Annotated in this window: 27 protein-coding genes and 1 pseudogene; 3 read left to right on the top strand and 25 right to left on the bottom strand. The window is 45.7% G+C overall.

All coding sequences use genetic code 11. From position 1 onward, the window contains the following. Positions 1–25: 25 nt before the first annotated feature. The 3 genes from DB398_RS03505 to DB398_RS03495 form a co-directional block, all read right to left on the bottom strand. Positions 26–928: a helix-turn-helix domain-containing protein gene (locus DB398_RS03505; RefSeq protein WP_108423020.1), complete on the bottom strand. Its 903-nt coding sequence runs from the start codon at positions 926–928 to the stop codon at positions 26–28. Between the two features lie 58 nt (positions 929–986). Beyond that, positions 987–1,829: an SDR family NAD(P)-dependent oxidoreductase gene (locus tag DB398_RS03500; protein ID WP_108423019.1), complete on the bottom strand. Its 843-nt coding sequence runs from the start codon at positions 1,827–1,829 to the stop codon at positions 987–989. Positions 1,830–1,957: 128 nt separating this feature from the next. After that, positions 1,958–3,169, bottom strand: coding sequence for an RsmB/NOP family class I SAM-dependent RNA methyltransferase (locus DB398_RS03495; RefSeq protein ID WP_108423018.1), 1,212 nt, complete (start codon positions 3,167–3,169; stop codon positions 1,958–1,960). 59 nt (positions 3,170–3,228) lie between these two features. On the opposite strand from DB398_RS03495, the gene DB398_RS03490 reads away from it, so the two are divergent. Beyond that, positions 3,229–4,260 (top strand): WD40/YVTN/BNR-like repeat-containing protein, encoded by a 1,032-nt coding sequence (locus DB398_RS03490; protein WP_108423017.1) that lies wholly within the window; start codon positions 3,229–3,231, stop codon positions 4,258–4,260. A gap of 190 nt (positions 4,261–4,450) precedes the next feature. Here the strand turns inward: DB398_RS03490 and DB398_RS03485 are convergent, their stop codons facing one another. The 8 genes from DB398_RS03485 to DB398_RS03450 all read right to left on the bottom strand — a co-directional run bounded on the left by DB398_RS03485 (position 4,451) and on the right by DB398_RS03450 (position 11,890). Continuing rightward, positions 4,451–4,804 carry a DUF6515 family protein gene (locus DB398_RS03485; RefSeq protein WP_108423016.1) on the bottom strand — a complete coding sequence of 118 codons (354 nt, stop codon included), beginning with the start codon at positions 4,802–4,804 and terminating at the stop codon, positions 4,451–4,453. A gap of 111 nt (positions 4,805–4,915) precedes the next feature. Next, a complete protein-coding gene (locus DB398_RS03480; protein ID WP_108423218.1) occupies positions 4,916–5,356 on the bottom strand; it encodes a hypothetical protein in 441 nt (146 codons plus the stop codon). Continuing rightward, positions 5,349–5,879 (bottom strand): hypothetical protein, encoded by a 531-nt coding sequence (locus DB398_RS03475; RefSeq protein WP_108423015.1) that lies wholly within the window; start codon positions 5,877–5,879, stop codon positions 5,349–5,351. Before DB398_RS03475 ends, DB398_RS03480 begins: the two co-directional genes overlap by 8 nt. 32 nt (positions 5,880–5,911) lie before the next feature. Beyond that, positions 5,912–6,454, bottom strand: a complete 543-nt coding sequence (locus DB398_RS03470; protein WP_108423014.1) for an RNA polymerase sigma factor — start codon at positions 6,452–6,454, stop codon at positions 5,912–5,914. A gap of 129 nt (positions 6,455–6,583) precedes the next feature. Then, positions 6,584–8,410, bottom strand: a complete 1,827-nt coding sequence (locus tag DB398_RS03465) for an ABC transporter ATP-binding protein (protein ID WP_108423013.1) — start codon at positions 8,408–8,410, stop codon at positions 6,584–6,586. Positions 8,411–8,414: 4 nt separating this feature from the next. Continuing rightward, entirely contained in the window at positions 8,415–10,121 is a 1,707-nt protein-coding gene (locus DB398_RS03460) for a phospho-sugar mutase (protein WP_108423012.1), read from the bottom strand. Positions 10,122–10,378: 257 nt separating this feature from the next. Continuing rightward, entirely contained in the window at positions 10,379–11,326 is a 948-nt protein-coding gene (locus DB398_RS03455; RefSeq protein ID WP_108423011.1) for a glycosyltransferase family 2 protein, read from the bottom strand. Between the two features lie 42 nt (positions 11,327–11,368). Then, positions 11,369–11,890: a DUF4199 domain-containing protein gene (locus DB398_RS03450; RefSeq protein WP_108423217.1), complete on the bottom strand. Its 522-nt coding sequence runs from the start codon at positions 11,888–11,890 to the stop codon at positions 11,369–11,371. 159 nt (positions 11,891–12,049) lie between these two features. Here DB398_RS03450 and DB398_RS03445 point away from each other — a divergent pair, with 159 nt between their 5' ends. Then, positions 12,050–12,310, top strand: coding sequence for a type B 50S ribosomal protein L31 (locus DB398_RS03445; protein WP_108423010.1), 261 nt, complete (start codon positions 12,050–12,052; stop codon positions 12,308–12,310). A gap of 93 nt (positions 12,311–12,403) precedes the next feature. Further along, a complete protein-coding gene (locus DB398_RS03440) occupies positions 12,404–13,579 on the top strand; it encodes a GlmU family protein (RefSeq protein ID WP_108423009.1) in 1,176 nt (391 codons plus the stop codon). Positions 13,580–13,582: 3 nt separating this feature from the next. On the opposite strand, the gene DB398_RS03435 is transcribed toward DB398_RS03440, so the two are convergent. The 14 genes and pseudogenes from DB398_RS03435 to DB398_RS03380 all read right to left on the bottom strand — a co-directional run bounded on the left by DB398_RS03435 (position 13,583) and on the right by DB398_RS03380 (position 25,493). Then, on the bottom strand, positions 13,583–14,662 hold the full coding sequence (locus DB398_RS03435) for a 3-keto-alpha-glucoside-1,2-lyase-like domain-containing protein (RefSeq protein WP_234416025.1): 1,080 nt from the start codon (positions 14,660–14,662) through the stop codon (positions 13,583–13,585). A 257-nt stretch (positions 14,663–14,919) separates the two neighbouring features. Beyond that, positions 14,920–15,405 (bottom strand): hypothetical protein, encoded by a 486-nt coding sequence (locus DB398_RS03430; protein ID WP_108423007.1) that lies wholly within the window; start codon positions 15,403–15,405, stop codon positions 14,920–14,922. Further along, positions 15,405–15,881, bottom strand: a complete 477-nt coding sequence (locus tag DB398_RS03425) for a helix-turn-helix domain-containing protein (protein ID WP_108423006.1) — start codon at positions 15,879–15,881, stop codon at positions 15,405–15,407. The genes DB398_RS03430 and DB398_RS03425 overlap by 1 nt, the downstream gene beginning before the upstream one ends. Next, positions 15,847–16,266: a hypothetical protein gene (locus tag DB398_RS03420; protein ID WP_159076294.1), complete on the bottom strand. Its 420-nt coding sequence runs from the start codon at positions 16,264–16,266 to the stop codon at positions 15,847–15,849. Before DB398_RS03420 ends, DB398_RS03425 begins: the two co-directional genes overlap by 35 nt. Positions 16,267–16,638: 372 nt before the next feature. After that, a complete protein-coding gene (locus DB398_RS03415) occupies positions 16,639–17,514 on the bottom strand; it encodes a polysaccharide deacetylase family protein (RefSeq protein ID WP_108423004.1) in 876 nt (291 codons plus the stop codon). Positions 17,515–17,622: 108 nt separating this feature from the next. Beyond that, positions 17,623–19,668, bottom strand: coding sequence for an amidohydrolase family protein (locus DB398_RS03410; protein WP_108423003.1), 2,046 nt, complete (start codon positions 19,666–19,668; stop codon positions 17,623–17,625). Between the two features lie 161 nt (positions 19,669–19,829). Continuing rightward, positions 19,830–20,144, bottom strand: a complete 315-nt coding sequence (locus DB398_RS03405) for a DUF3861 domain-containing protein (protein WP_108423002.1) — start codon at positions 20,142–20,144, stop codon at positions 19,830–19,832. A gap of 5 nt (positions 20,145–20,149) precedes the next feature. Further along, a complete protein-coding gene (gene ygiD, locus DB398_RS03400; protein WP_108423001.1) occupies positions 20,150–21,031 on the bottom strand; it encodes a 4,5-DOPA-extradiol-dioxygenase in 882 nt (293 codons plus the stop codon). 64 nt (positions 21,032–21,095) lie between these two features. Then, a complete protein-coding gene (locus DB398_RS03395; protein WP_108423000.1) occupies positions 21,096–21,629 on the bottom strand; it encodes a YceI family protein in 534 nt (177 codons plus the stop codon). 98 nt (positions 21,630–21,727) lie between these two features. Continuing rightward, entirely contained in the window at positions 21,728–22,591 is an 864-nt protein-coding gene (locus DB398_RS03390) for a helix-turn-helix transcriptional regulator (protein ID WP_234416023.1), read from the bottom strand. A 44-nt stretch (positions 22,592–22,635) separates the two neighbouring features. Then, positions 22,636–22,794: pseudogene (locus DB398_RS18720) on the bottom strand (hypothetical protein); the annotation flags it as partial. 155 nt (positions 22,795–22,949) lie between these two features. Continuing rightward, positions 22,950–23,927: a nucleoside hydrolase-like domain-containing protein gene (locus DB398_RS18410; protein WP_199913343.1), complete on the bottom strand. Its 978-nt coding sequence runs from the start codon at positions 23,925–23,927 to the stop codon at positions 22,950–22,952. Continuing rightward, positions 23,831–24,100 carry a nucleoside hydrolase-like domain-containing protein gene (locus DB398_RS18715; RefSeq protein ID WP_417935539.1) on the bottom strand — a complete coding sequence of 90 codons (270 nt, stop codon included), beginning with the start codon at positions 24,098–24,100 and terminating at the stop codon, positions 23,831–23,833. The genes DB398_RS18410 and DB398_RS18715 overlap by 97 nt, the downstream gene beginning before the upstream one ends. Positions 24,101–24,410: 310 nt before the next feature. Beyond that, positions 24,411–25,493, bottom strand: a complete 1,083-nt coding sequence (locus DB398_RS03380; RefSeq protein WP_108422999.1) for a hypothetical protein — start codon at positions 25,491–25,493, stop codon at positions 24,411–24,413. Positions 25,494–25,682 lie beyond the last annotated feature (189 nt).

Below are 25,682 nucleotides of genomic sequence, written 5' to 3'. Positions count from 1 at the left end.
CGTGGGTGTTGATATTTGACAAACATCAATTGAATGAAGCCCTAAAGGCGGCAGGCGATTGGTTTGTCTTGTTCTTGAACAGTTTGCTAAAGGATTGGGAGTGCTCAAAACCAAGGGTATACGCAATTTCACTGACCGAAAGTTGGGTGGTGGATAATTGCTCTTTGGCCTTATCTATCAGTTTTCCGTGAATGTGTTGTTGGGTACTCTGTCCCGTTAAGACTTTGAGCAGACTGCTCAGGTAGTTGGAGGAAATATTCAAGGTATCCGCTACGAATTGGACGGTCGGTACTCCTTTGTTGATGGCTTCCTCTCCGTTGAAATAGGTGTCGAGAAGATCCTCCAACCGAACCAAAACCTCGTGGTTATTGATTTTTCTCGTAAGAAATTGTCTTTGATAATATCGTTCGGCATAATTGAGTAGTAATTCGAGTTGGGCAATGATGATGTTTTGACTGAATTTGTCGATGTTGGAGCGGTATTCTTGCTGGATGTGCTGCATAATTTCTATCATGGTCTTCTCTTCCTTTTCGGAAAGAAATAGGGCCTCGTTGATGGCATAACCAAAGAACTCATAGTTTTTGATGGTCTTGGCCAATGGGGTATTCCACAAGAAATCAGGGTGGATGAGCAACAACCAGCCCGAAGGTTTCTTTTCCGTTGGTAACATTTCAAACTGAAGCACTTGTCTTGGGCCGATGAATGTCAACAACCCTTCATCAAAATCGTACTCCTGTTGTCCATACCGTAGCTTGCCAGAGACATTGCGTTTCAATCCGATAGAATAGAAATTTTGCGTCCAAGTGATCTGGTTATCGACGGTCTGATAATCCACTTGCCCATAATCGACCACACTTATCAAAGGATGTTCAGGTTTGGACAGTGCACAAAACTTATGGAATTCGCTGAGGGTGTTGAACGTTTGCATGATCCATTGAAGGTTAAGGAGCAAGGCGCAAAGCCTTGCCCCATTTTGAAATTACATATTAATTTTTAAAATCCGTGGAAAGGCTGAGTTCCTTGTTGGCTTCTAAGGCAGTTTCCAAGGTTTTCAGTTTTTGTTGGGCCATCCCATAGGCGTCGCTGCCCAGAAACAAATGCAGGGCGGGCTTGTCACTTTCAGCCACTTGGATGAGCACCTCTGCGGCCTTTTCGGGATCTCCCAATTGGTTGCCGGCAATCTCTTCTTTGTGCATGCGTTCCGATTCACGGGCTTGGGCATACACATCCATTCGGTTTTTGGCCAATTTCAGGGAATCATCCGATAGAAAATCGGTACGGAAATACCCAGGATATACCAAAGTGGTATGAATCCCGAACGGGCTCGCTTCAACAGATAGCGCCTCTGTGAAACCGACCACGGCAAATTTTGTGGCACAATAAATTCCAAATCCAGGGAAATCGCCGACCACTCCCGCAACAGATGCTATATTGAAAAAGTGTCCCGACTGTTGTTCCCTTAAATGTGGCATCGCTTTTCGGATAACGTTGAGCAGACCAAAGACATTCACGTCAAAATTTTGTCGTGCCTCGGCATCCGAAATTTCTTCCAAGGTCCCATTTTGTCCATAACCGGCATTGTTGACCACCACATCCATGCGGCCAAAGTGCCCCATTACTTGTGCAATGGCAGTGTCCACACTTTCTTCGCTCATTAGGTCAACTTGTAGTGGAAGGAAAGCCTCGTGTTTTCCCACAGCATTTTCCAAGGCACTTAAACTTCTTGATGTGGCTGCGACTCGATATCCTTGATCCAATAAAGTTTTCACCAAAGTAAGCCCCAAACCTTTGGAGGCTCCAGTAACCAACCATACTTTTTTTGTGTCCATTTTCGTAGAATTTTGATTGTTAAGAATTGACACAGCAAAGTTGCCCTGAAAAGAAGGGCTGCGTGTAGCCTAATCTACGATTGTTGTAGTCGAAATTTATGGAGGTGCTTAAAAGGCTCTTGGTGGAATCAGTTCCTTTTCATCAATGCCATATAAAAACCGTCAAAACCGGTTTCTGAGGCATAAACGTTCTGTTCTCTAACCAATTCGAATTCCTTGCCGTTTTCCGATTCCAGGAACTTTTTGACCTGTTCGGTGTTCTCTTGGGGAAGTATGGAACAAGTGGCATAGACCATTTGCCCCCCTTTTTTCACCATTTTGCTGTAGTTCTGGAGGATGTCCTGCTGCACGCCCATGATCCTATCAATGAACTCGGGTTCCAGTTTCCACTTGGAATCAGGGTTTCTTTTGATGACACCCAGACCGGAGCAAGGGGCATCCAACAGCAATCGGTCGGCACTGTTGTGCAGTTTTTTGACCACCTTGGTGGAGTCGATGGGGCGTGTTTCGAAATTGTGGATTCCGTTCCGTCTTGCCCTTACCTTAAGTTTTTTCAACTTGCTCTCATAAATGTCAAGGGCGATGAGTTGGCCCTTGTTCTGCATGAGCGATGCCAGATGCAGGGTCTTTCCGCCCGCACCGGCACAGGCGTCCACAACGCGTTGCCCAGGCTGCACTTCCAGATAAGGGGCCACCAATTGTGATGAGGCATCATGTACTTCAAAAAGCCCATCCTTGAAGGCTTCCGTAGTGAACACGTTCTTGCGCTCCTTCAACTTCAAGGCGTTGGGATACCCTTCGATCTCTTCCGTTTCGATATCCTCTTTGGCCAAAAATAGTTGGAGCTGTGGTTTGGTGATCTTTAGTGTGTTCACCCTCAAAATAACATCCGCTTGTTGATTGAGTGCGGCAATTTCCTTGGTCCATAGCTTGTTGCCAAGGGATTTCTCCCCAAGTTCGTCCATCCAATCGGGGACGGATTCCCGAAACTTTCGAATCTTGGACAGTTCATCAAACTTCCCTTTGATCCTTCGCTCCGGGGTTTCTTCCAACTGTTTCCAATCGGGCAACGAAATGCCTTTCAGCACGCACCAGACCGCAAAAAGTCGAAACAAATGCTGACGGCTGTAGGGTTCGTGGGCTTCGGCTATCTCGGTATAGAGACGCTTCCATCGCACAATGTCATAAGTGGTCTCGGCAATAAAAGCACGATCGCGGGCACCCCAACGTTTATCGTATCGAAGTACTTTTTCAATCACCTTATCGGCATATTCCCCATCGTTGAAAATCTGCTTCAAGGCATCTATTACGGCAAAAACTAGGTTCCGGTGCAATCGCATGATACAAAATAAGGTTGCAAAGGTATCATTTCTCCTTACTTTTGAAGAAAATAAATGTAATGAGGATTTCCATTTTTCTTTTGATGGTCTTGGTTTTGGCCTCTTGTGCCGAAGAACAAAAGCACCCAACGTTCCAATCCGTGACCGTGACACCTGTTTATGAAGATTCGGTGAGCATACGCGCCATCACGTTTCTGGACGGTAGAACGCTGGCCTTTGCAGGGAGCAACGGCATGTACGGAACAGTGGATGTCACTACGCACAAGGTGCGGGCCAATGTGCAAACCTATGATTCGCTGACGCCCAGTTTCAGGGCCGTGGGCAAGACCACCAATGATTTTTTTATGCTTTCCGTGGAAAGTCCCGCCTTGTTGTACAAGACCGGGAGCGGTGGAAAAATGGAAGTGGTGTACCAAGAAGAAGGGGAAGGGGTGTTCTATGATGCCATGACCTTTTGGGACGATACCTTTGGTATCGCCGTGGGTGATACGGTAGATGGGTGCCTTTCCATCATCCTTACCAAAGACGGTGGACAAACTTGGAGCAAGGTGCCCTGTGACAGTTTACCGGATGGCATAGAAGGAGAGGGTGCCTTTGCGGCCAGCAACAGCAACATTGCCATAGCAAGAAATAAGGTGTGGATCGGGACCACTGAAGGGAGGATCTATTACTCAGCAGATAAAGGGGCCACTTGGGAAATCCAACAGACGCCCATCATTCACGAAGAGCCCACACAAGGCATCTATTCCATGGATTTTTATGATGAGAACTTAGGGTTTGCCATTGGCGGGGACTATACTTCATCCGAGTCCAACCAAAAGAACAAGATCATAACCGTTGATGGTGGGAAAACATGGAACTTGATTGCCGATGGTAAGGAACCGGACTATAAAAGCTGTGTGCAGTTTGTGCCCAATTCGGAAGGGAAAGGGCTAGTTGCCATTGGGTTTACGGGCATTTCCTATTCGGGTGATGGTGGTGAAAATTGGAAGGAGTTGAGCGAGGAACCGTTCTTTACCCTGCGCTTTTTGAATGATTCCACTGCTTATGCCGCAGGAAGCAAGCGTATCGCCAAATTGGAGTTCAATTAAAAAGAGGCTCTCCAAAAGTGATTAAGTTGTCATTTTGAGCTGTCACCCTGAGCGCAGTCGAAGGGGAGGTGAAAAATCTCAATTCTCTTATTGAAAAAAAACTGGAAATCAAATAGATTCTTCATTTCATTCAGAATGACACTTTTATGGAGAGCCTCGGAATCAATCAATTAACCAACCAAAAAACAAATTATACGGTAACGACTACGTACTGTCGGCCAGATCGTTTATACCAAACGCCCATGTAGCTGTACAGTCTTCGTCCGTTTACATAGACGACCTTACTGCCTCGGGGCAGCGTGCTCACCACTACGCCACGGGGAGCGGCAGTGACCACATAATTCCGTCCACGGGCTTTGTACCACACGCCATCGGCATAATAATAATTCGTGTTTTTGTGGACCACCACTTTTGGACTGTACAGGGTGGTGACCACGGTTCCATGCTTGGGATAAACCCTCACCACTGTTCTTCTTTGTGCACTTGCGGCCACTATTGTTCCCAAAAAGGCCACCATAACCAAAATTGTCTTCATGAGTTTCATAATGTGGATTTTTATGGTTTCTGTAGGTAAGACTTCGGTAGGGGGAAAAGGTTTAATGCATAAAAAAAGGAGCCTTTATTGACTCCTTTGGATTTTAATGCCGTGAAATTGTCATCCACCACCTTTTCGCTTACGGTACTGTTGCAACAACTGCCTTTTGAAATCTTCCTCGGCCTTGATCAGCAATAGTGCCTTTTTGGCCGGGATCACCTTTCGGATGTTTGTCATGAAATCCTGTTCTTCGCGGTGCCTCTCGTTTTGGAGGGCAAGCATTTTGCCCAATAGGGCTTCGGATTCGCTTTCGGACAAGCCTTCTGCCGAGGATATCTGTGATCTCAGTTCCATGCGTTCTTTTCTGCGGATGGTCTCCAGGGCCTCTTCGTGCTTGTTGTAAATGGGCCAGAAAGCTTGGGCCTCTTCGCTCGTAAGTCCTACCTTTTCGGTAATGAATGCCACTTTCAGGGTCTTGATGCGGTCCCGCGCCTGGCCTTGTGCCTGTAGCCCAAAGACCGTCAAGATTAGCGTAAACAATACAAGTGCTCTTCTATTCATGTTCTTCATTTTCTAAATGTAAATCCTCAATGTCTTCCATATTATCCTCCAAGTATTCCCAAAGGATATCGTTGGTCAGGTCCTCTGCCAGCACATCGTTCAACTGGATATCTTCCAAAGGAATGGCCTCGGCAATCTCATAGGAACTGAGCCCAATGTCGTGATTTTCAAAATAGGCATCAATCTCGGCACTGGCCAAATCATCAAAACTGAAAGCGGTGTTTTCTGTTTTCCAGTTGATACCGAAAACCAACAAAAAAATGGCCGCAACCGATGCCGCTGCGTAATAAAAATTCCGACGGCCGCCCAGTGGGATGACCTTCACGTCTTCTGCTGTAGTTTTGGAGAGAATCGCGGGAACGACTTTCTCGAAGTAATTTCCCGGCACGGCAAAACCATCGGTTTTGGGAATGCTGGAACCAGTGGTACTTTCTTCGTTTTGGATCCGGTCCATCAAACGGTCATGGAAACTTTCGAAGTAGCCTTCCGGGGTGTTGAACTTATTTTCGTTGTTCTTTTTCATGGTGTTTTTTGACTTCGATTTGTGTCAAAGGTTTAATCTGCTTTAAGATACGCCTCAATTTTCTTTGCGGCCAAATGATAGGATGCCTTCAAGGCCCCGACCGAGGTTTCCAATACCTCAGAAATGTCCTCATATTTCATTTCCTGAAAATATTTCATGGTAAAGACCAATTTTTGCTTATCCGGAAGGGTAGCCAATGCCTTTTGGAGCTTTAACTGGATCTCATCACCCTCAAAATAGGCGTCGGCCTGAAGGTTTTCTACCATATGCTCCTTGAGTTCCTGGTCGCCAATGCCCATTTTTTTTGATTTTTGTTTCAAAAAGGTCAACGATTCGTTGGTGGCGATGCGGTACATCCAGGAGTACAGTTTGCTATCGCCCTTAAATCCATCAATGTTCCGGTACACTTTTATAAAAGTGTTCTGCAACACATCGTCCGCATCGTCATGGTCAAGGACAATCCGCCGTATGTGCCAATAAAGGCGTTCCTTGTAGGTATTCACCAACACCTCAAAGGCCTTTGCCTGGCTTTCCTTGCTCTTGAGTTCTTGTACTAGGGTTTCCTCAGCGATCAATCTTCGTAGGTTTTGATGCTATGACTAAGGTAAGGGGAAATGGTTTAATTTTTCAATGGACAATGTTCAATAATCAATTTCCAATATGCTTTTTTAGAAAATAGAGGAACTGTCTGTCCAAAACGACGATCAAGAAGTGAACGACTGCATCTCCACCAACTTTTTGTAGCTTTTCTGGGACTGCATCAGTTCTTCGTGGGTGCCCTGCTCCAAGATTTCGCCCTTGCCCATCACCACAATGGAATCTGCATTCTGAATGGTGGACAAACGGTGTGCGATTACGATGGATGTACGGTTCTTCATCATTTTCTCAAGGGCATCCTGCACCAATCGCTCACTTTCGGTATCCAAGGCGGAGGTGGCCTCGTCCAAGATCATGATGGGAGGGTTCTTGAGCACGGCCCGTGCAATGGAAAGGCGTTGTTTTTGCCCACCACTCAACTTGTTCCCACCGTCTCCGATATTGGTATCGTAGCCGTGGGGCAGTTCCATGATGAAATCGTGTGCATTCGCCACTTTCGCCGCTTCAATGATCTCGGCCATGGTTGCATTTTCCTTACCCAGGGCAATGTTGTTCTTTACCGAATCATTGAAAAGAATGGAATCTTGGGTCACCAATCCCATCATGCCACGAAGGGATTTTTTGGTGATGTTCTTGATGTTGGTACCGTCTATGGCGATTTCCCCTTTGTTCACATCGTAGAAACGGGTGATCAGGTTGGCCACGGTGCTCTTTCCGCTTCCGGATTGGCCCACCAGAGCAACCGTCTGGCCCTTTTCAACCTTTAGGTTGAAGCTTTTCAGGACATAATCGTCCTCATATTTGAAAGAAGTGTCCTTAAATTCGATGGCTGCACTGAAATCGGTCTTTTCTAGGGCCCCTTCCATGTCCTTGATGGGGTTTTCGGATTCCAAGACCTCCAAGACACGCTCTGCGGCCGCATTCCCTTTTTTTACCCCATACGAAGCCTTACTGATGGCCTTGGCCGGGGTAAGGATGTTAAAGGCAAGTCCCATGTAGGTGATGAAAGACGCTGGGTCCAAAGCTTTCTCTACCAATACCATGCTTCCGCCATACCAAAGGAGCACACCAAAAACCACAATCCCAAGGAACTCACTGATGGGTGATGACAGGTTTTGGCGGTTCAATAAGGTGTTGGAAAATTTGAAGAATCGGGAGGTGGATTCTTTAAAGGTGTTATAGAATTTTGATTCGGAATTAAAGGCTTTGATGACCCGTAAGCCCCCCAAGGTTTCCTCTACAATGGAAAGGAATTCGCCCTGTTCCTTTTGGACCTTGTCCGATTGTTTTTTGAGCGATTTTCCGATCCGAGAAATGAGCATTCCGGCAATGGGTATAAAAATGAACACAAAAACGGTCAGTTTCACACTGATCAGGCACATGGCAATTATCGTGAACAGGATTGTAAGTGGTTCTCGCACAATCAATTCCAAAACGGAAAGGAAGGAATGTTGGATTTCCAACACATCCGAAGTGATCCGGGCAATGACGTCCCCTTTTCGTTTTTCCGAGAAATAGGAAATGGGCAAATCCACCACTTTTTCATACAGCTTGTTCCGAATATCCTTGAGAACACCATTGCGTAAAAAGGTGATGTAATACATGGCCAGGTAGTTGAAGACATTCTTGAAAAAGAACAAGGTCAATATCAGCCCTACGGCCAGCAACAGCCCTTTCATGGGGTCGTCACCGGAATATTGGGTCACCTGATAATTCATGTACCCTTCAAAATAATCCTGGAGCTTTCCAATTCCTTCAAACTTTGGTGCCTCGTTGAGTTGCTTGGTCTTATCAAAGAGCACATTGAGCATGGGAATCAGCGCAACGTAGGACAGTGCACTGAAAAGCGCATAGAGGATATTGAAAAATATGTTCAAATATCCGTATTTGCGGTAAGGTCCCGCAAAACGGAGAATTTTTTTAAAGTAGTTCATTCACTTATAAATTCAGCTCGGATAGGATACCTTCTATCTTGGTTTCCAACTGCGAATTTACGGATTTATAATCCTCCGCCTTGTCCAATTTTGCATTGGTGCTGATATAGAACTTTACCTTGGGTTCCGTTCCACTGGGTCTGGCTGCGATTCGGGTGCCATCTTCGGTCTCGTAGATGAGCACATTGGATTTGGGCAGGTGGATGGTGCGTTCCTCGCCGTTCTGCACATTTTTGGCAGTGGAGGTATTATAGTCTTCGACCCAAAGCAACTTGGAACCTTGCACGGAGGCCACTGGGTTTTCCTTGAAGTCCTTGAGCATCTGCTTGATCTCTTCCGCGCCACTGATCCCTTTTTTGGTGAGGGAAATCAATTTTTCCTTGTAAAAGCCAAACTGCACATAGCAATCGACAAGGTCCTCATAGAAGGAGCTGCCGTTCGCCTTGGCGTTGGCCGCAATCTCACAGGCCAATAGGGTAGAGGTGACCGCGTCCTTGTCCCGGACAAAATCGCCCACCATGTAGCCAAAACTTTCCTCGCCACCTCCAATGAAGTTGGAAGCAGGGAAATCCTTGATCATTTTGCCTATCCACTTGAAGCCGGTCAATGCCGTTTTGAATTCCACGCCATAGGCTTTGGCCATTTGCTCCATCATGGGGGTGGACACAATGGTGGTGGCGATGAACTCGTTGCCCTTAAATCCATTTTTCTTGTACTGGTCCAGCAAAAACTTGGTCATCAATACCATGGTCTGGTTGCCGTTCAGCAGTTCTATCTTGCCTTCCAGATTGCGGACGGCGATGCCCAAACGGTCACTGTCGGGGTCGGTGCCCACCACCATATCGGCCCCAATTTCCTCCGCTTTTGCAATGGCCATGGCCAAAGCCTCGGGTTCCTCTGGGTTGGGGGATTTGACGGTTGGAAAGTTGCCATCGGGTTTTGCCTGCTCCTCAATGATCGTGACATTGTGGTATCCGGCCCGTTTCAACACTTCAGGTATGGCCGTGATGGAGGTGCCGTGCAACGAAGTGAACACAATTTTAAAATTGTCCTTTCCCTTTGCATGGAAATCGCCATTGGATACGGAGGCCTCAAAAAAGGCTTCGTCCACATCCTTGTCAATCATATGGATCAGATCGGCCTTGGGTCCGAATTGGATATCCTCAAAGGAGAGGGAATCGATCTCTGCAATGATCTCCTCATCTTGGGGCGGTACAATTTGTCCGCCATCGGCCCAATATACTTTGTATCCGTTGTATTCCGGTGGGTTGTGCGATGCGGTCAACACAATTCCGGCATGGCAGCTCAGGTGCCTCACGGCAAAGGATAGTTCAGGTGTGGTGCGGAGTTCGGAGAACAGATACACCCTAATGCCGTTGGCGGAGAACACTTCGGCCACCGTTCTGGCCAAGGTATCGGAGTTGTGTCGGCAATCGTAGGCGATCACTACCCGGATGTCACTGTCCGTATAGGTTTTTTTGAGGTAATTGCTGAGTCCTTGGGTGTTCTTTCCCAAGGTGTATTTGTTGATTCTATTGGTTCCCACGCCCATTACGCCGCGCATTCCGCCTGTTCCGAATTCCAAATCTTTGTAGAAGCGATCTTTCAGTTCTTCGGTATCATTTTCAATAAGATGCCGGATTTCCTTCTTTGTTTCTTCATCAAAAAAATCAATCAGCCAAGATTGGGCGGTAGCGGTAATGGAATCCATTTTATCTAGTGTTTATGTGTCATATCAATAACATGTTGTGTATTACGACTGGACTTGACTTCGTGGAATCTTCGAATTTGTCAGTTCGAGTGATTTTTCGAAAGAAAAAATCGTATCGAGAACCAAATTTCCATACCAAAACCAATTCTCGATACAAAATTCCTCTTGGAATTTCACTCGAATTGACAGTTTTGGTGCAAGAATCTTTGCAACGTACAACGGCTTAAAAATACAAACTTTATGAGTTTTGGTGGGCCCTAAAGGTTAATTTTATCGGAGATATTGTAACGGGTGTCGTTTTTTCTGGAACGCACCATAATCTCCCCGATGAATCCTGCCAAAAACAATTGCGTACCCATGATCATTGCGGTAAGGGCGATGAAAAATTGTGGGCGTTCGGTGATCAACCGGCCAGTTTTGTTCACGTAGAGTTTGTCCACCCCCAAATAGACGGAAAAACAAAGGCCCACAAAGAACATAAGAACACCCAGTGCGCCAAAAAGGTGCATGGGACGGCGGCCAAACTTTGAAACGAACCATATGGTGATCAGGTCCAAAAAACCGTTGATGAAACGCTCTGCCCCAAATTTGGTGGAACCGTATTTTCTGGCCTGGTGCTGCACCACTTTCTCCGTAATCTTGGAAAAACCGGCATTTTTGGCCAAAACAGGGATGTAGCGGTGCATTTCCCCGTGTACCTCAATGTTCTTCACCACGTCATTGTTGAAGGCCTTGAGCCCGCAGTTGAAATCGTGTAGTTGTACCCCGGATGTTTTCCGGGCGGCCCAGTTGAAGAGTTTGGAAGGGATGTTCTTGGCGATGATGGAATCGTACCGTATTTTTTTCCAGCCCGATACCACTTGCTGGCCCTCTTGGGTGATCATGCGGTACATTTCGGGAATTTCCTCGGGGTTGTCCTGAAGGTCGGCGTCCATGGTGATCACCACATCGCCAGTGGCCGCTTTGAACCCTGCGTGCAGGGCCTGGGACTTCCCATAGTTTTTGAAAAAACGGATGCCCTTCACCTGTTCGTTCTGTTGGGAAAGCTCGGTAATGGCTTCCCAGGATCCATCCGTGCTGCCATCATCTATAAAGATGATTTCATATAAAAAATGATTGGATTGCATCACCTGTACAATCCAATCATGAAGTTCTTTAAGCGATTCGTGCTCGTTGAGCAAAGGAATTACAATGGAAATCTGCATTGCTTGTTTCTGGAATTCCCTTCAAAAGTAGTATTTTTTGGCTTAGTAGGACGGTTTGCTCTTTTTCAGGATAAGTCCCACGATCAGTCCGATGACCAAGCCGAAGACACTGTTCATGATCAAGCCAATGGGATATTGGATCCAAGCAAATCCTTTTTGCATTTCCACAGCTTGGTCCCATTGCTCCTCGGTCATGTTGGGATTTTGCTCAAAAGCCTTTGGCTTGGCTATTTCCATAGCCTTGTCAAAAAAGTCGGGTTCGATGAAGTGGGTCAGGATGTACTGATAGGCCAAGGAGATCACGGCTCCTACCACCGCGGCGCCAACGGCCACTTTCAAGGCATCTGAAATGGAGAGGAAGCCACCATTGGCCTTTTTGAAGGCGTTGACGGCAAAAAAGAGGACACCTGCCATAATAAGGATGGAGACCACGATGATCGAGGCGTTCATCTCATAGTGCATTTTTTGGGTGTAGAGCATTACGCCGAACACCACAGAGATAAGACCCAGCAATAGTCCATAATTGAGGGCGAATTTTCCGGTTTTTGGTTGTTGTTCTTCCATTTTTTTATTTTTGTGTTGATTGTAGTCCATTAGTGCGCAGACCGCACTTTTTGTTACAGCTAAAATTACTTTTTTATTTTTTAGGTCTTTTGAGTTGGTCGTGTCAAAGAAATCATTAAATTTGCACCTCGAAAATTCTGAGATTAAGCATTTAAGACGATGAAAAAAGATATACACCCAGGAAACTATAGAATGGTGGCTTTTAAGGATATGTCAAACGAGGATGTGTTCATTACCAAGTCCACTGCAGATGCAAAGGAGACCATCACTGTGGATGGCGTAGATTATCCTTTGGTGAAGTTGGAGATCTCTAGAACTTCGCACCCTTTCTATACCGGTAAGACCAAATTGGTGGATACCGCTGGTAGGATCGATAAGTTCAAGAACAAATACAAAAAGTTCAAGCAAGAAGAGGAGTAGGCCGAATAGGTCAACCTTTTTAACGATTTATAGGAACGCCCCCGATGTTTTTCGGGGGCGTTTTTTATTTTTACCAAGTCAAAAGCATCGCTTATGAACTTTATTCTTTCCGATGGTATCCACCGCGAAGACCTTTTCCCCTTTACACTGACCCGTCCTGTGGCCGAGATGCGCATCGGCATCCTGACCATCAGGGAAAAATGGGAAAAATGGTTGGGTGTGCCCCTGAGCTTCCAAACGGAGGACTATCTTTCGGAAAAATTCCCGTTGCATGCCGGTGATGAAAATGTGGTGATCAACGGCAGCTATCTCCCCAATGAAAATGTAGTGCGGGCCATCCAACAATTGCAATTGGGGGAGGCCTTGATGGATGGCAGCGAATACATAGCCTACGCGACCAAAACCCTTGAAGGTGCTTTTGACGCTTCGCAATTCCAAGAAATCCAACATGCCTTTGAAGGCATCACGCTCAAAAATACCTGGGACATCTTTTCCAAGAACGGTGAAGCGATCCAATCGGATTTTGACCTAGTGACCGCAGGCAGAAAAAGTCAACCCATATCCGAGACCAATCGAGTGTTGGCCCCGGAGAATATTTTTTTGGAGGAAGGGGCCACGGTGGAGTTCTGTACCTTGAACGCCTCCACAAGTCCTATTTACATTGGCAAAAACGCCCTGATGATGGAAGGCAGTATGGTGCGCGGCGGTTTTGTGCTCTGTGAAAGTGCCATTGTGAAGATGGGGGCCAAAATTTATGGTCCCACCACGGCCGGACCGGGCTGCAAATTGGGCGGCGAGGTGAACAACTCCGTGCTCTTCGCCAACTCCAACAAGGGCCATGACGGCTTTTTGGGCAATTCGGTACTGGGGGAGTGGTGCAATATAGGCGCGGACACGAACACCTCCAACCTGAAGAACAATTACGCCGAAGTACGCCTTTGGAACTACCGGACCGAAAACTTTGCCCGGACAGGGCTCCAATTTTGCGGACTCATGATGGGCGACCACAGCAAGTGCGGCATCAATGTGATGTTCAATACCGGGACCGTGGTAGGGGTGAGTGCCAACATCTTTGGCGGTGGGTTTCCCCGAAATTTTGTACCCAGCTATAGTTGGGGCGGGGCCGCTGGCTTCTCCACCTTTTTGCCCAGCAAGGCCTTTGAGGTGGCCACGGCCATGATGAAACGCCGCAATATGGAGTTCAACGATACCGAGGCCCGCATCTTGGAACACGTTTTTGAGTTCACGAAGAAGTGGCGGAACTTCTGACCCCTACTCTAATTTTCCTATCAATCCCCAACCGTTGGCTTTGTCAATGACCACACAGTACAAGGTGTTGATGCCTTTTTGGAGCTGTAACGGTATTTTGTTCGCACCCAGTCCTATGTGTCCTTGGTATTGGTTGTTCTTGGACCGAAAGGCATTGTTGCCATAAAAAATGGGGCTGCCGTTCAAATACACCACGATCCTATCGCTATAATCGAACGAAAACAGCTTGGTTTGGTCAGCCTCCACAGAAATGGTCGTGGAAGCCACCGTATAGGCCTCTGGATTGGCTTCAAAATTGCCCGATGTCGGCTTTGCCAGATATTTGGAGATAGGGAGAAGTCCCGACTGCTCCGTGCGTGCGGTGATGGTCTTTGCCTTTTCAAGATCATTCAGCGCGATTTCTCCCTCGATATAAGGTTTGGCCTCGGTAAGTTGCCATTCCGCAATGATGCCTTCGTCCGGGGTTGGGACAGGGAAGGGCTCTTTGGCCACGGCCTCACCGGTTTGGGTAATGGAAACGTTGGAAAAGCAGTTGCCCAGTAGTGCCCAAACACCCACTTCACCGTTCAAGTTGCCCGATTTTAAGTGATCCACGTGCAATACCTGCTCGCCATTAATAAAAAGGGTCGCAGTCCAGTTGTCCACCACCACCCGCAAGTGGTTCCACCCTTGGGTTGCAAAAGTCACTTGCGCCTGATGTTCAGGGTAGAGTTGCCAGTTGCTGTCCCCATGATAGGTAGGGGTATACTGCACGGCATCCACCTGTCCGGACTTGTGCATGCGCATATAGACTTCCTCAAAATTTCGGTCTTGTTTTCGGAACAAAAAGCCCGCAAAACTGCGTTTGGAGTTGGCGTACACATCCATTTCCAGGACACCGTTGGAAAATTCGATGCCCTTTGCAAAGGCTTTGCCGTCGAGGAGCATGGTTGGGCGACCGTCAAAGGTCTCAAAAGTGGCCTTGGTGCCTTCTTCAAGGGCCCAATACGCTTCTTCCAAGGGGATGGTTTGGGCAGTTTGGGCTTGTGTAACTGAGGTCATGCAAAGCATGCCTAGGAGCATGGATAAACGGAATTGTTTCATGGGATTGTTTTTTGATTGATGATTGATGATTTTTTCGTCGCAGGAACATAAGCGTCCTGACACTTTGAAGATGAAAAATGAACGGAAGTTCAGCGATACTTAGGAGATTTATTGGAACAAAATTCTAATCTCAAAGTCAAGAGAAAGAGGGTTGTTGATGTCTAAATTTACCTTTTGGAGTTAGGCAGATACTACGTGTCTAGCAAATGATAAAAAAGGCAAAGTGTTTGCTTGTGACTTGGGAAAAGTTTTGTTTGTTAAACATCATTTTTTTTATCGCTTTTCTTTTTTTGTTCATTCATTAGTTCTCTTTTTGTATTTAATAATCTTGTCAAATCAACACTGGGTAAAGTGTATTTACCCAATGGATAATAAGAAGTTTTAGTGGAAATATAATTCCTCAAATTATTAATTGATATTGATACACCTGATGTCCATAAAAATTCAGACCTGTCACGTTCCGATAATGTAGCTGATTCATTAAATCTAAATATTGAAATCCCTTCAGCAAAAATTGTATATCCAGGCACTGGGTTTTCGTTGTCATTTATTTCTACTTTTGCAAAGATCAGATATTTATTGTCTTCATTTTTCACGTCTCTAACAACAAAATCAATATCTAGAGAATAATCTCTCATCAAATCTTTAATGTCTGTCAAGTCTTCATTAGGCTCAATAAATGCATAATTGGAGTTAACTATGAAAAACTCTTCTAAAATTAAATCTGATTCTATTAATTTCATTATGCTATTAATTGTTTGTTTTTTACTGAAGATGGTTTAGTAACTTCAATATCAGTGAATGTTTCTTGGTTCGTTTTATTGACTTTAGAGTAAATAAACCATTTAGTTTTAACAGCACCATGACTTATTTCTTTAGTAAGGCTTGAATAGTAAGAATCACTTTGCAAACTATCGTAGTTATTTTCCTTAATTTTTATCTCAATATCTAAGTCAAGTTTATCCTTTAATTTGGCGAGAGTGGTGAAATTTAAAAGTTTTGTTCCCCTATAAAGTTGAGTCAAATAACTAGCAGAAGTCCCAATAAGTTCAGCTAAAGCTTTCCTCTTTATTTTTTTTTGAGTAGTAATGATTGATATTTCGGACAAAATTTTTGAAGCTAAAACCTTTGCCTCAATATCGTAGTCTACTTCATGATTATCAAATAAGCTGTCAAAGGCTGAGTCAAGATTTTGGATATTCTTTTCGGATGATTTCATATTTGGATTTTCCAACTGAATTAATTAGTGGGTTGTTCTTCTTATTATTTTTTTTGGATTTCTTTTTTATTAAAAGTTTGCAAGCAATAACAACGTAGGTTTTGTCTTCTAAGGAAATTTCTTTGCAATAAATTCTGTCATTATCATTCCCTTTAAAGAATTTCATTGCTGTAACATCCTTGCACTTGTCGTTTATGTCTTCTTTGTCATAAACGTCTGTATTTCTGTGGCCGTCCAAAATAATACCACAGATGTATTTGAACTTTTTTTTGTGTTTTTCATCTTGATTAATGTATTCGAAAATTTCTTCCCATTCTTCAATATCTACACAAATTATTCTTTTCCCGTCAGCACTTTTTAATATTTCTTTCGCTTTCTTCAACACAAAATTAAGCTATAGGTTAATCATAAGCAAATTTATTGTCATTATATGAATTTCATATTTATTAGTAACTTCTATTCATCAACATGTTATTTGAACTTTGATTTCCAAAAAAGTTTGAACCTCACGAATTGAATAAATCTTATAAAATGAATGATAATTATGCATAATACAATTGGCCAATTTAATAGAAAACTAGTTATGAAAGCTTACATCTTTTCTAATCAATCAACATATTTATCAACATAAACCGCTGTATTTGTGTGCTTTGGCTGATTGAAAAGGCAATAACATTTTCTGCTACTGATTTATATCAATTGTAGTTGATACCCAAAGCTCTTCCTTCACTTCAGGCAATTCATAAAAGAGGTCATACTACATTTGGAACCTGTTTCGGTAGGCCATGAGTTCACCCCAGGTCACCAACTCAATTTGGTGCTTTTGGAGGGTGTCCCTAGTTTTTTCATTGGTAAAAAAGTCAAAGTCCATCTGTCGCCATTCGGCCCCAAAGTAGGGATGGTTTATGGCAATGGCCTGCATTTCGGGTTCATCAATGGCAGGGTGGATCAAAATCTGGTTCAGGCCCGGTTGTAGGTTTTCCAACATATCTTGGTACCCTTGGGTAAATTGGCCCTTTTCAAAATCCGCAATGGCGCCCAAATAGGTATGGTCAATGGTCAGGTCGTCGGGCGTTATGTGTGTCACGGGGTCCAACCTCACCATCTCCATCATCTGTTTGTTGATGAGCACAGGGAGACCATATTGTTCGCCCAAGCGTTTGTAAACCTTAAAAAAATCAGGATGGGATCCCACGCTGTACATATGGGAGTCCAGATGGGTGGGGCGCAACCCCAACAATAGGGCCTTTTCAATCTGGGCCCTCAACTCTTTTTCCACCTCTTCGGCGGTGGCATTTTGCCGCAATTGTTCCCTTTTTCTAAAGAAATGTCCATGTTCGTCCACCAAACCGCGCACTTCCGAAACGGGCAACACGGGACCAAAACGGTAGGTTTCCCATTCGCAGGTAAGCGTAAGATGCAGGCCCATATCATATTGGGGGTAGTTTTTGGCAAAGAGCGCCATTTCATGAAACCAAGGGCAGGGCACCATAATGCTGTACGAGTTCACCATCCCTTTTTCCAACGCCAGCATGGTGGCCCGGTTTTCTGCATGCGAAAGTCCGGCATCATCCGCATGGATCATCAATAGTTTGGCCTTGGGATCAAAGCCCAATTTTTGTGCTGTGTTCATTTTCAAAAACCCTTTGCGTCAATTTTTAAAGATAAGGTGCTTTTATGAACAAAAAACCAGCAACATTTTCGGTCACTGGTTTTTTAAAAACTGTTGTTGATACCCGCATTATTCCTTCACTTCGGGCATTTGGGTAAAGGGTGCTATGCCAAACTCGGGGTACACCTCGGTGGGGTAGTAAAACGTGCCGCCACGAGCTACCAACGCAATGCTCTTGATCGCCTTGATGTCCTCCACCGGGTTGCCGGGGACCAAAAAGAAGTCGGCCAGTTTCCCGGGGGTTATGCTGCCCAAATCCGCTTGGCCCAAATACTGCGCCATGTCATAGGTGGCCAGTTTCAGCACCTCGGCATTGGCGTAGCCCAACTGCTGGGTGTACAGTTCCAGTTCGCGGTGCAGGTTAAAGGCCCCGCCCAGGTCGGTCCCCGCCACGATCAGAATGCCTTTTTCCTTCATGAGTCGCAGGGTTTCCACAATTTTTTGGTAGGCTTCGCGATAGGCCTTGTCTTCCTCGGCATCGGCAATCTGTGCCAAGGCCACTTTCATGCCACGCTGCTCATTGGGCGGCATGTGGTCGATGTAGTCCTCGGTGCCGGGCGATACTTGTCCGTTGCGGGAGAGCATCAGTTTTTCGTGGATGGACAGCGTGGGGTCGATGGCCGTTTTGTTCGCGACAAAAAGGCCCAGGGTCTCCTGCACCTTGGGACTGCTCAGGTCCAGTCCGGGAAAACGCTTCATGGCGGTTAGGCGGAGCAGGGTACGGGTGTCCTCCTCGGGTTCCAGCACCCAACCCAGCATGGTTTGGTTGATGTGTGTCATCTCGTCAAAGCCGGCATTCAGCATGGCATTGGCATTGGAGAAGGCGGGCACGTGCCCGGTCACGAAGAGCCCTTTTTCGTGGGCCTTTTTCACAATGGCGGGCGCCCAATCCCCGTTCATGCTGTTGTAGAGCTTTACGCCATAATAACCCAGACTGTCATAGGTGTCCACAGCGGCCAGGGCCTCGACCTCACTTTCCACAATGATGCCGTTGTTGGCGTTGAACTGGCTTTTGCCCTCGATAAAGCCCAATCGGGTGATGCGTGGACCGGCCAATACGCCAGCATCGATTTTTCCGATCAGATCGGACAGCACTTCGTTGTCGTTCCCCATATCGCGGAAGGAGGTCACCCCGGCCAATACGTTCAACAGGGCACCATTGTCGCCGGAGTGGGCGTGCATTTCGTACAGACCGGGCACCAAGGTGCCACCGTTCCCGGCAATGACCACTTCGTTCTCACCAGTGGCATCGGCCGCTTCTATGGCCGTGATCTTTTCACCGGCCACCACCACGGAAACCGGGTCGGTGAGGGCCATCGTCTCGGGGTTGAACACCCGTACGTTCTGGATGCGCACTTTTTTATCGTAGTTGTGGGCATATTTCTTTTGAAGGGTCTCGTAGCGTTGGGCCGAATAATTTTCGGCCAGTTGACGCATGTCCTTTTCCACGGCCTCAAACCCTTCGCGGATCACAATGTACCGAGGGTCGATGAAAGCGAAGAAACGCTTGTGATCATCCAAAATAAAATAGAAAGGGTTCAGTTCGGCCCCGGATAGCGCGTAGGTGGTCAGGGCCAGTTCGCCTTCGCCGGAAGGCTGTGGCACACTGATTTTCTCCATCTCGGTCAGCGTGAGGTTCCCTGCAGGCAGCACGGGTAAAGTATTGTTGGGGGCGTCCAGTAGCAATCTGGCGGCCAGTACGGAGGAATAGGGGCTCCCGAACTGATTCACGTAGAGTTGGGCGGCTTCCACGTTCGCATTGCCGGAACCTGTGGCATCCGTCCAAGAGGCGTTCGTGCCCTCGAGGGCAAAATGTTCGTCCACGGCATTGCCAAAGGTGGTGTTCCCGCTGATCTTCCAATCGATGGGATAGCCTTCGGGGTTCAACACGATGGTCTCCTTCATGGTCGGGCCACGGCCGTTGTTCTTGTAATCGTAATCCACATGGATGGTATCGCCCACAGTGGTGGTCTTGAGGTGGCCTACCTTGTTCTCACCGACAATCACGGTATAGGTCTCGTCCCCTTGATAGTCGGCGAAGGAGGTAGCTGGTTCTTGTTTGCAGGATTGGATGGCCATCAGGGCGATGGCGGCCGCAAGGATTCGAAGTTTCATACGGTTGGGTTTGTTTATTGCTTGAAGGTAGCAATTTCTGGCATACCTTAAGATGCATTGCCTTCAAAATGAGGATGCTCCCGACCGAAAAAAAGAAAACCCCAGCACCACTGGTACGTTGGTAGCTGGGATTCTCATCATCAATCAAAGTAAAGGCGTTTTCAATGCTTGAGGTCCTGTGGCTTGACCGTACTTTTCAATTTTTTCATGAATGTTGCGAACTGGGGAGCCAATTCCGTGAAAAGTGGATGGTTCCTGTTCTTCAGTAGCACTTCGCCAAAGAGCTTGAGTCCCACCACAAATTCAATGTCTTCATTTTTGGATTGGAACAGATTGCGGTCCTTGACCAGTTCCAATATGTCCAAGATGTTGTCGTGGTTGTCAAAATCAAATTCGATGGACCGTGTGCCTTGGGTTCCATCTTTCAATGTAACCTCCTGTAAATGAATTTTGTATGTATTGTTCTTTTTGTTCATGTGTATCAATCAATTCTGAGGGACAGCATACTGATGGAGCCTCCCACGGTCTTGTCGTTGAACAGCGCCACTTCCTCGGACTTGTCCTGCAGGGCCAGGACATAGAGTAGGGGCAGGTAGTGTTCTGGCGTGGGTATGGACATCGCAAAGCTGCTCCCTTGTTTGTGATAGTTGATCAGGGCATCGTGGTTGCCGTCCAGAATGAAAGATCTCATCTTTTCATTGGCCTCATGGGCCCAGTCCCAGGCATAGGTGTCGTTCAGTTTCTGCCAGGCCACGCGGCGCAGGTTGTGCACCACATTGCCACTCCCTACGATCAGTACCCCCTTGTGGCGCAAGCCTTCCAATTGCTGGGCCAGTTCGTAATGGTACCGCGGGTCTTTGGTGTAGTCCAAGCTGAGTTGGATCACTGGCACATCCGCATTGGGGTATAGGTGCTTGATCACGCTCCAGGCGCCGTGGTCCAATCCCCAATGGTGGTCTAGTTCCACTTCGGTCTTGGTGATGATGTCCTTGGTCTCCTGGGCCATTTCAGGACTTCCAGGTGCAGAGTACTGTACATCGAACAGGGCCTGTGGAAAACCGCCAAAGTCGTGTATGGTGGGCGGATTCTGCATCGCCGTCACCTTGGTGCCACGGGTTTCCCAGTGGGCCGAGATGCAAAGGATGACCTTGGGCCTTGCCACTTCCTTGCCCAATTTGCGGAAGGAGGAGATAAACTCATTTTCCTCAATGGCGTTCATGGGGCTTCCATGTCCCAAAAAGAGCACGGGCATCTTCTCGGAAAGGGGCAGGCTCTTGTCGAGCGACCGTAATGTGCTGAAATCGTTCATGGTAGTGGCAAAAGGGATGATTCCCTGGGTTTTGATGAAATCCTTCCGGTTCATTTAAAAAGGGGGAACTTTAGGGAACCCGGACCCTTTCGGAATCCGGGACACTGTTGCATCTGAGTTAGGCTTCGGTCTTTACAAACTGGACCTCGGCAGCAATTTTCACTTCTTCACTCACCATCACCCCACCAGCTTCAAGGGCAGCGTTCCAGTTCAGGCCAAAATCCTTACGGTTGATTTTTCCGGCAATGGAGAAACCTGCTTTTTCGTTTCCGTAGGGGTCTTTCATGAATCCGCCAAAATCCACATCCAGTTCAATGGATTTCGTGGTTCCTTTGATGGTAAGGTCGCCTGTAAGTTTGTATTCGTCGTCGTCCACTTTCTTGAAGGAAGTGCTTTCAAATTTCAACTCAGGATAGTTTTCCACTTCGAAGAAATCGGCACTCTTCAGGTGGCCGTCCCTATCATTGTTATTGGTGAAAATGGAAGCGGCATCGATGGTGGCCGATAGTTTTGCGGTCTCAAAATCGGCTCCGTCTATGGTGGCGCTGAATTTGGTGAACTCTCCCTTTACGTTGGAGATCATGAGGTGTTTTACCTTAAAGGTAAGTTCGCTATGTGTTGGATCTAAATTCCAAGTGGTCTTATTTGACATTGTTTTTAATTTTTGGGTTATTGACTTATTTCTTTGATACAAAGATCTTTCAATACCCCCAAGCAAGGGTAATACCTTTTGGAAGAAGGGTTGTACTTTTAGGAAATGAGCTGTTTCATCTCTTCCTTGAAGGCCGATGGGGTCTGTCCGGTCTTGCGTTTGAAGACTTTGGAGAAGTAGGCCTTCTCGTTATAGCCCAGTTCAAAACCGATTTCGGCAATGGTCTTGTTGGTGTTGATGAGCAGGTTCTTCGCCTCGGTGAGTTTGCGGGTCTCGATGATCTCGCCCACGCTCTGCTGCATCACTTCTTGGCAGATGAGGTTGAGGTTGCGTTCGCTCATGAACAGTTTTTCGGCGTAAAAGGAGATTTTCACCGGTCGCCGGAAATTCTCTTCCAGAATGCGCAAAAAGTTGGCATAGGTCTGCGAATGCGCATTGGTGGAGTCTTGGTCCGGATTTTCAGGTTTTTCGTTGTACACCATCGTCAGCAGGGAAGTGAGCAATTGTTTGATGATGGACAGGTTGGGATGGGGGCGTTCCACTTCGTCGAGCATCATTTCGCAGAGCGAGGTGAGCCTGCCGAAACAACGGTTGGTGGGCAGGGTAATGTTGGCCCTGTTGTGGAAATAGCCATAAAGCTTGAAAATGGTCTCCGACATGAACTCGCTGCGGAAACGGATGACCCAAAGGTCGCATTTACCTTCATTCAGCTGAGGTCTTAACAGGTGGGGCTTGCCTTGGGTCACAAAGCTGACAAAAGGGGCATAGACGATTTCATCGTCAAAATCGATGAAATGGGAAATCTTGCCTTCTACGCCTATGATCAATTCCTCAAAATCGTGAATGTGCGGTTCAATGCTTTGGCCTTCTAGGGTTTTGGCATCCGCTTCCGTAAACCTGAATATTTTGAAGAGTTTTTCCAAAGGCGATCTGATATCCGATTGTGATTGCACTATCGGCATTACGAATTTAGGGTAAAATCTTGGAAAGCTTAAGGAAGAAAGTCCTATTTCACCTCAATGATGATACGTTGATAGCGTGTTAAGCTTAAGGCTGCCGTATCAGTGGCTTCCAGAACAATGTGGATGGTTTGGCCTCTTTGGGTATCTTGAGGCACCATAACGGTTGCATTCAACGTTTTATGGTTTTCAATGTTAACGGTCCTTTGATAAGTGTCCCTATCGAACGCTCACCATTTCATGTTTACCTCGTCCCCATCTGAGTCGGAAACCTCTCCGAACAATGGTACTTTTTGTCCAAGGGGAAACCATAACTTGCTAAGGTCCCTGGATGAGAACCTTGGGCTCATGGTTGGCGTTTTTAAATTTTGAAGTCACGGACCACTGCAAACGAGCGGCTAAAAATGACGTTGGGCTTGTGGAAAGAAATTGGGATATGTGGTTTTCTTAGCGTTATACTGGTTTCCAAGTTGTGAAGCAAGGGCATCGGCATTTCCCTGAGTAGAAAAGTAACCGCTTTGGAAATATCCTTTCCTATGGAATGGCCTCCCCAGCCTCCATAAGTGGCATCTTCGTATGCGCGAAGGCCATTACCAAGCATGTTCATGAAGGTATGATTGTCCTCTTCGCCCAACCAGGAGCCTTCTTCTTGAACCGACATCGAGACCATATAGCCCATTTTATTAAGTTCCTCGTTGGTGTAGCCGGAAAATCCAAAATAGTCTACTTTGCTACCTTTCACCATTTGTTTTCCATCACCACACACACGAAAGATTTCGCCCAATGCTCCTTGATCGGAGACATTTTTTTTCATCCATTTTAGGGTCAAATATTGGGCATTTTCAGTTTGGGCATTGATTTGTGTGCCATAGCCATAATTGGGACTGTTCTGGAATTGTCTGTATTCAATATCTGGCCAAAACGGTTTGATGTATTTGGCATAAGTGTCGTCTTGATCCCCAGAGGGAAACAAGATAACTTTTTTGGAGATTTTTTGTTTGATGGAAGGCCATTCCATCGTATTTTCATATTTATCTTGAATGGATTTCAAAGCCCTGGAAATGGTGCTTTGTTCTCCCCAAGCCGTAATGAAGAGGGGACCGGGTTTGTCATCCAATATCAATGATTTGATAAGATCGGACCCAGGTGTGTCCTTGGGAAAATCACCGTCAAATGTTACATTTTCCCATCTGATCTTCGATTTTAAGTATGCAGGTTCGGGATAATCAGGGTTATGGATTTTTAGGTTTGGGTATGACTTTTCATAAGCTTCCACAACATCATCAATGAACTTTTCATCTTCTGCCCACCTCCAAGATTCACATGAACAGGTTCCCATACCAAAGCGGTCGTATTCCCGCCCTGGAACAAACCATTTGTGCCTTTGCCGTCGCCTTTCCAATGATATCCAGAGCTAGTACATATAAGACCTTCAATGTCATAGTCGGTGCTGTATAGTAGAAACCTGATTAAAGAGTTGTTGTCATCAAGTTCGGGATTAGCAGTAACCACGATCCGAGGCTTTATTGGATCATTGGGTGACTGTGCAGAAATAGTAACTGAATGTAAGAGTAACCAAAAGCAAAGCCATAAAAAGCAAGGCTTTTTTTCAAGTCGGATAAATAGGAGGTCATCTGTTTAGTTTTGTGCATGGCAGGAATGTCCTTAAAACATTTCGGTGGTACTTAAGGTTGTCCCAGTATTGCTAATTTGAGTCAAAAGGCGCAAATAGGGAATCAATTCCACTACACAATACTTTCAAAACAAATAGTGTGGAATACCTATTATGCAGAGATGAAAAAAACTTGAAAAAGGTTTTTGGCTATTTCCCGAACTTGATCAATTCGGAGTTATAATCGATGGTTACTTTAAAATGTTTTAAGGCCGAACCCCCAATGGCACCTTTTACAACTTTATCCATTGATTGGATCATTCCTTTGGACCAGTTTTCGTCTGGTCTTTTAGAAAACAGTACTGGGCCAACTCCAAATTCGCCTATTTTAACCAATGGTACCTCAATAATGTCACGGGACATATCAGATTCAGGGTACACCTTCCAATCGGGATGATTTTTTTGCCATTTGTCAAAAATGGAAGCAGCAATGAATGATCCTGCCAAAGTGCTTTTGTTGGTTTGAAGCAATTTTTGCCCATTCTCTGAAAGCACAAAAGTTGCACCTGTGTCAAAAAGGACATCTATGGTTTCTCCTTCAACTTGAATTTTCATGCTTGGATGCCCATAGATAGGAATTCCGGCGTCATTTTTTTTGAACCCTATCTTTTGTATGTTGTGATCATTCTTGGGGTCTTCATCCAGCGGGGTGTTTACCCATATTTCTTGATCAATGTAATTAAGGGTCCATGATTTTCCCATAAAAAATCCTTGCCCTAAAAAAACTTTCATCATGGGTAATTTATCTGCGAACATTTTTAACTCCTCGTCTTCTGGAGGAACTATCAAATAAGGCTCATCAATAAGGGAGAAAGGTTTTCTTAGAGCAAAATATCGCATAGGCATAGGTGCCGGGAATTTTGGATCATTTGTAAGGTCACCGAACAGAATATACTCCATTGGCATCACTCCTTTAAGAAAACCTTTCTTTGTTTTGTCGGATATAGAAGATGTGTTTTTGGCAAAAGGCATCAGCATTGATAACCCTCCGCCACTATCACAGAATCCCAAAATAGTATCGTTGTTTGCCATGGGAATCTTTACAAGGAAACGCGCACCGTCCAGGAAGTGGGATGGGACCTTATGAGGTGGAGGCGTAGAATCCTGCTTTAAAAATAGGCTTTCAGAGTGCAAATAATTTGCATCTAATTTCTTGATTGTGAAAAAGTTGATTGCGAAGAGGGCCACAATAGCCAAGATGCCCAACAATGTAAATTTGATAATTTTTTTCATGCCCAAAATATACTTCTATTGTATTGGTTTTATTTGAATGAATGGCACCTTTGGAAAAGGCATCATTTTAAGTATTTCATCTTGGGGTTATGACTACAGAATCTTTTTAGGATTTCTGTTAAGATTTTGCAAATTAAAGATTTAAATCTATTGAGGGCAAAATATTCTTTTTTAGAGGACTATCTTTCT

It is taken from the genome of Flagellimonas amoyensis (assembly GCF_003058265.1).
GTDB lineage: Bacteria > Bacteroidota > Bacteroidia > Flavobacteriales > Flavobacteriaceae > Flagellimonas > Flagellimonas amoyensis.
The sequence above is the reverse complement of the archived record's forward strand: the minus strand, read 5'-3'. Positions and strand labels throughout refer to the sequence as shown.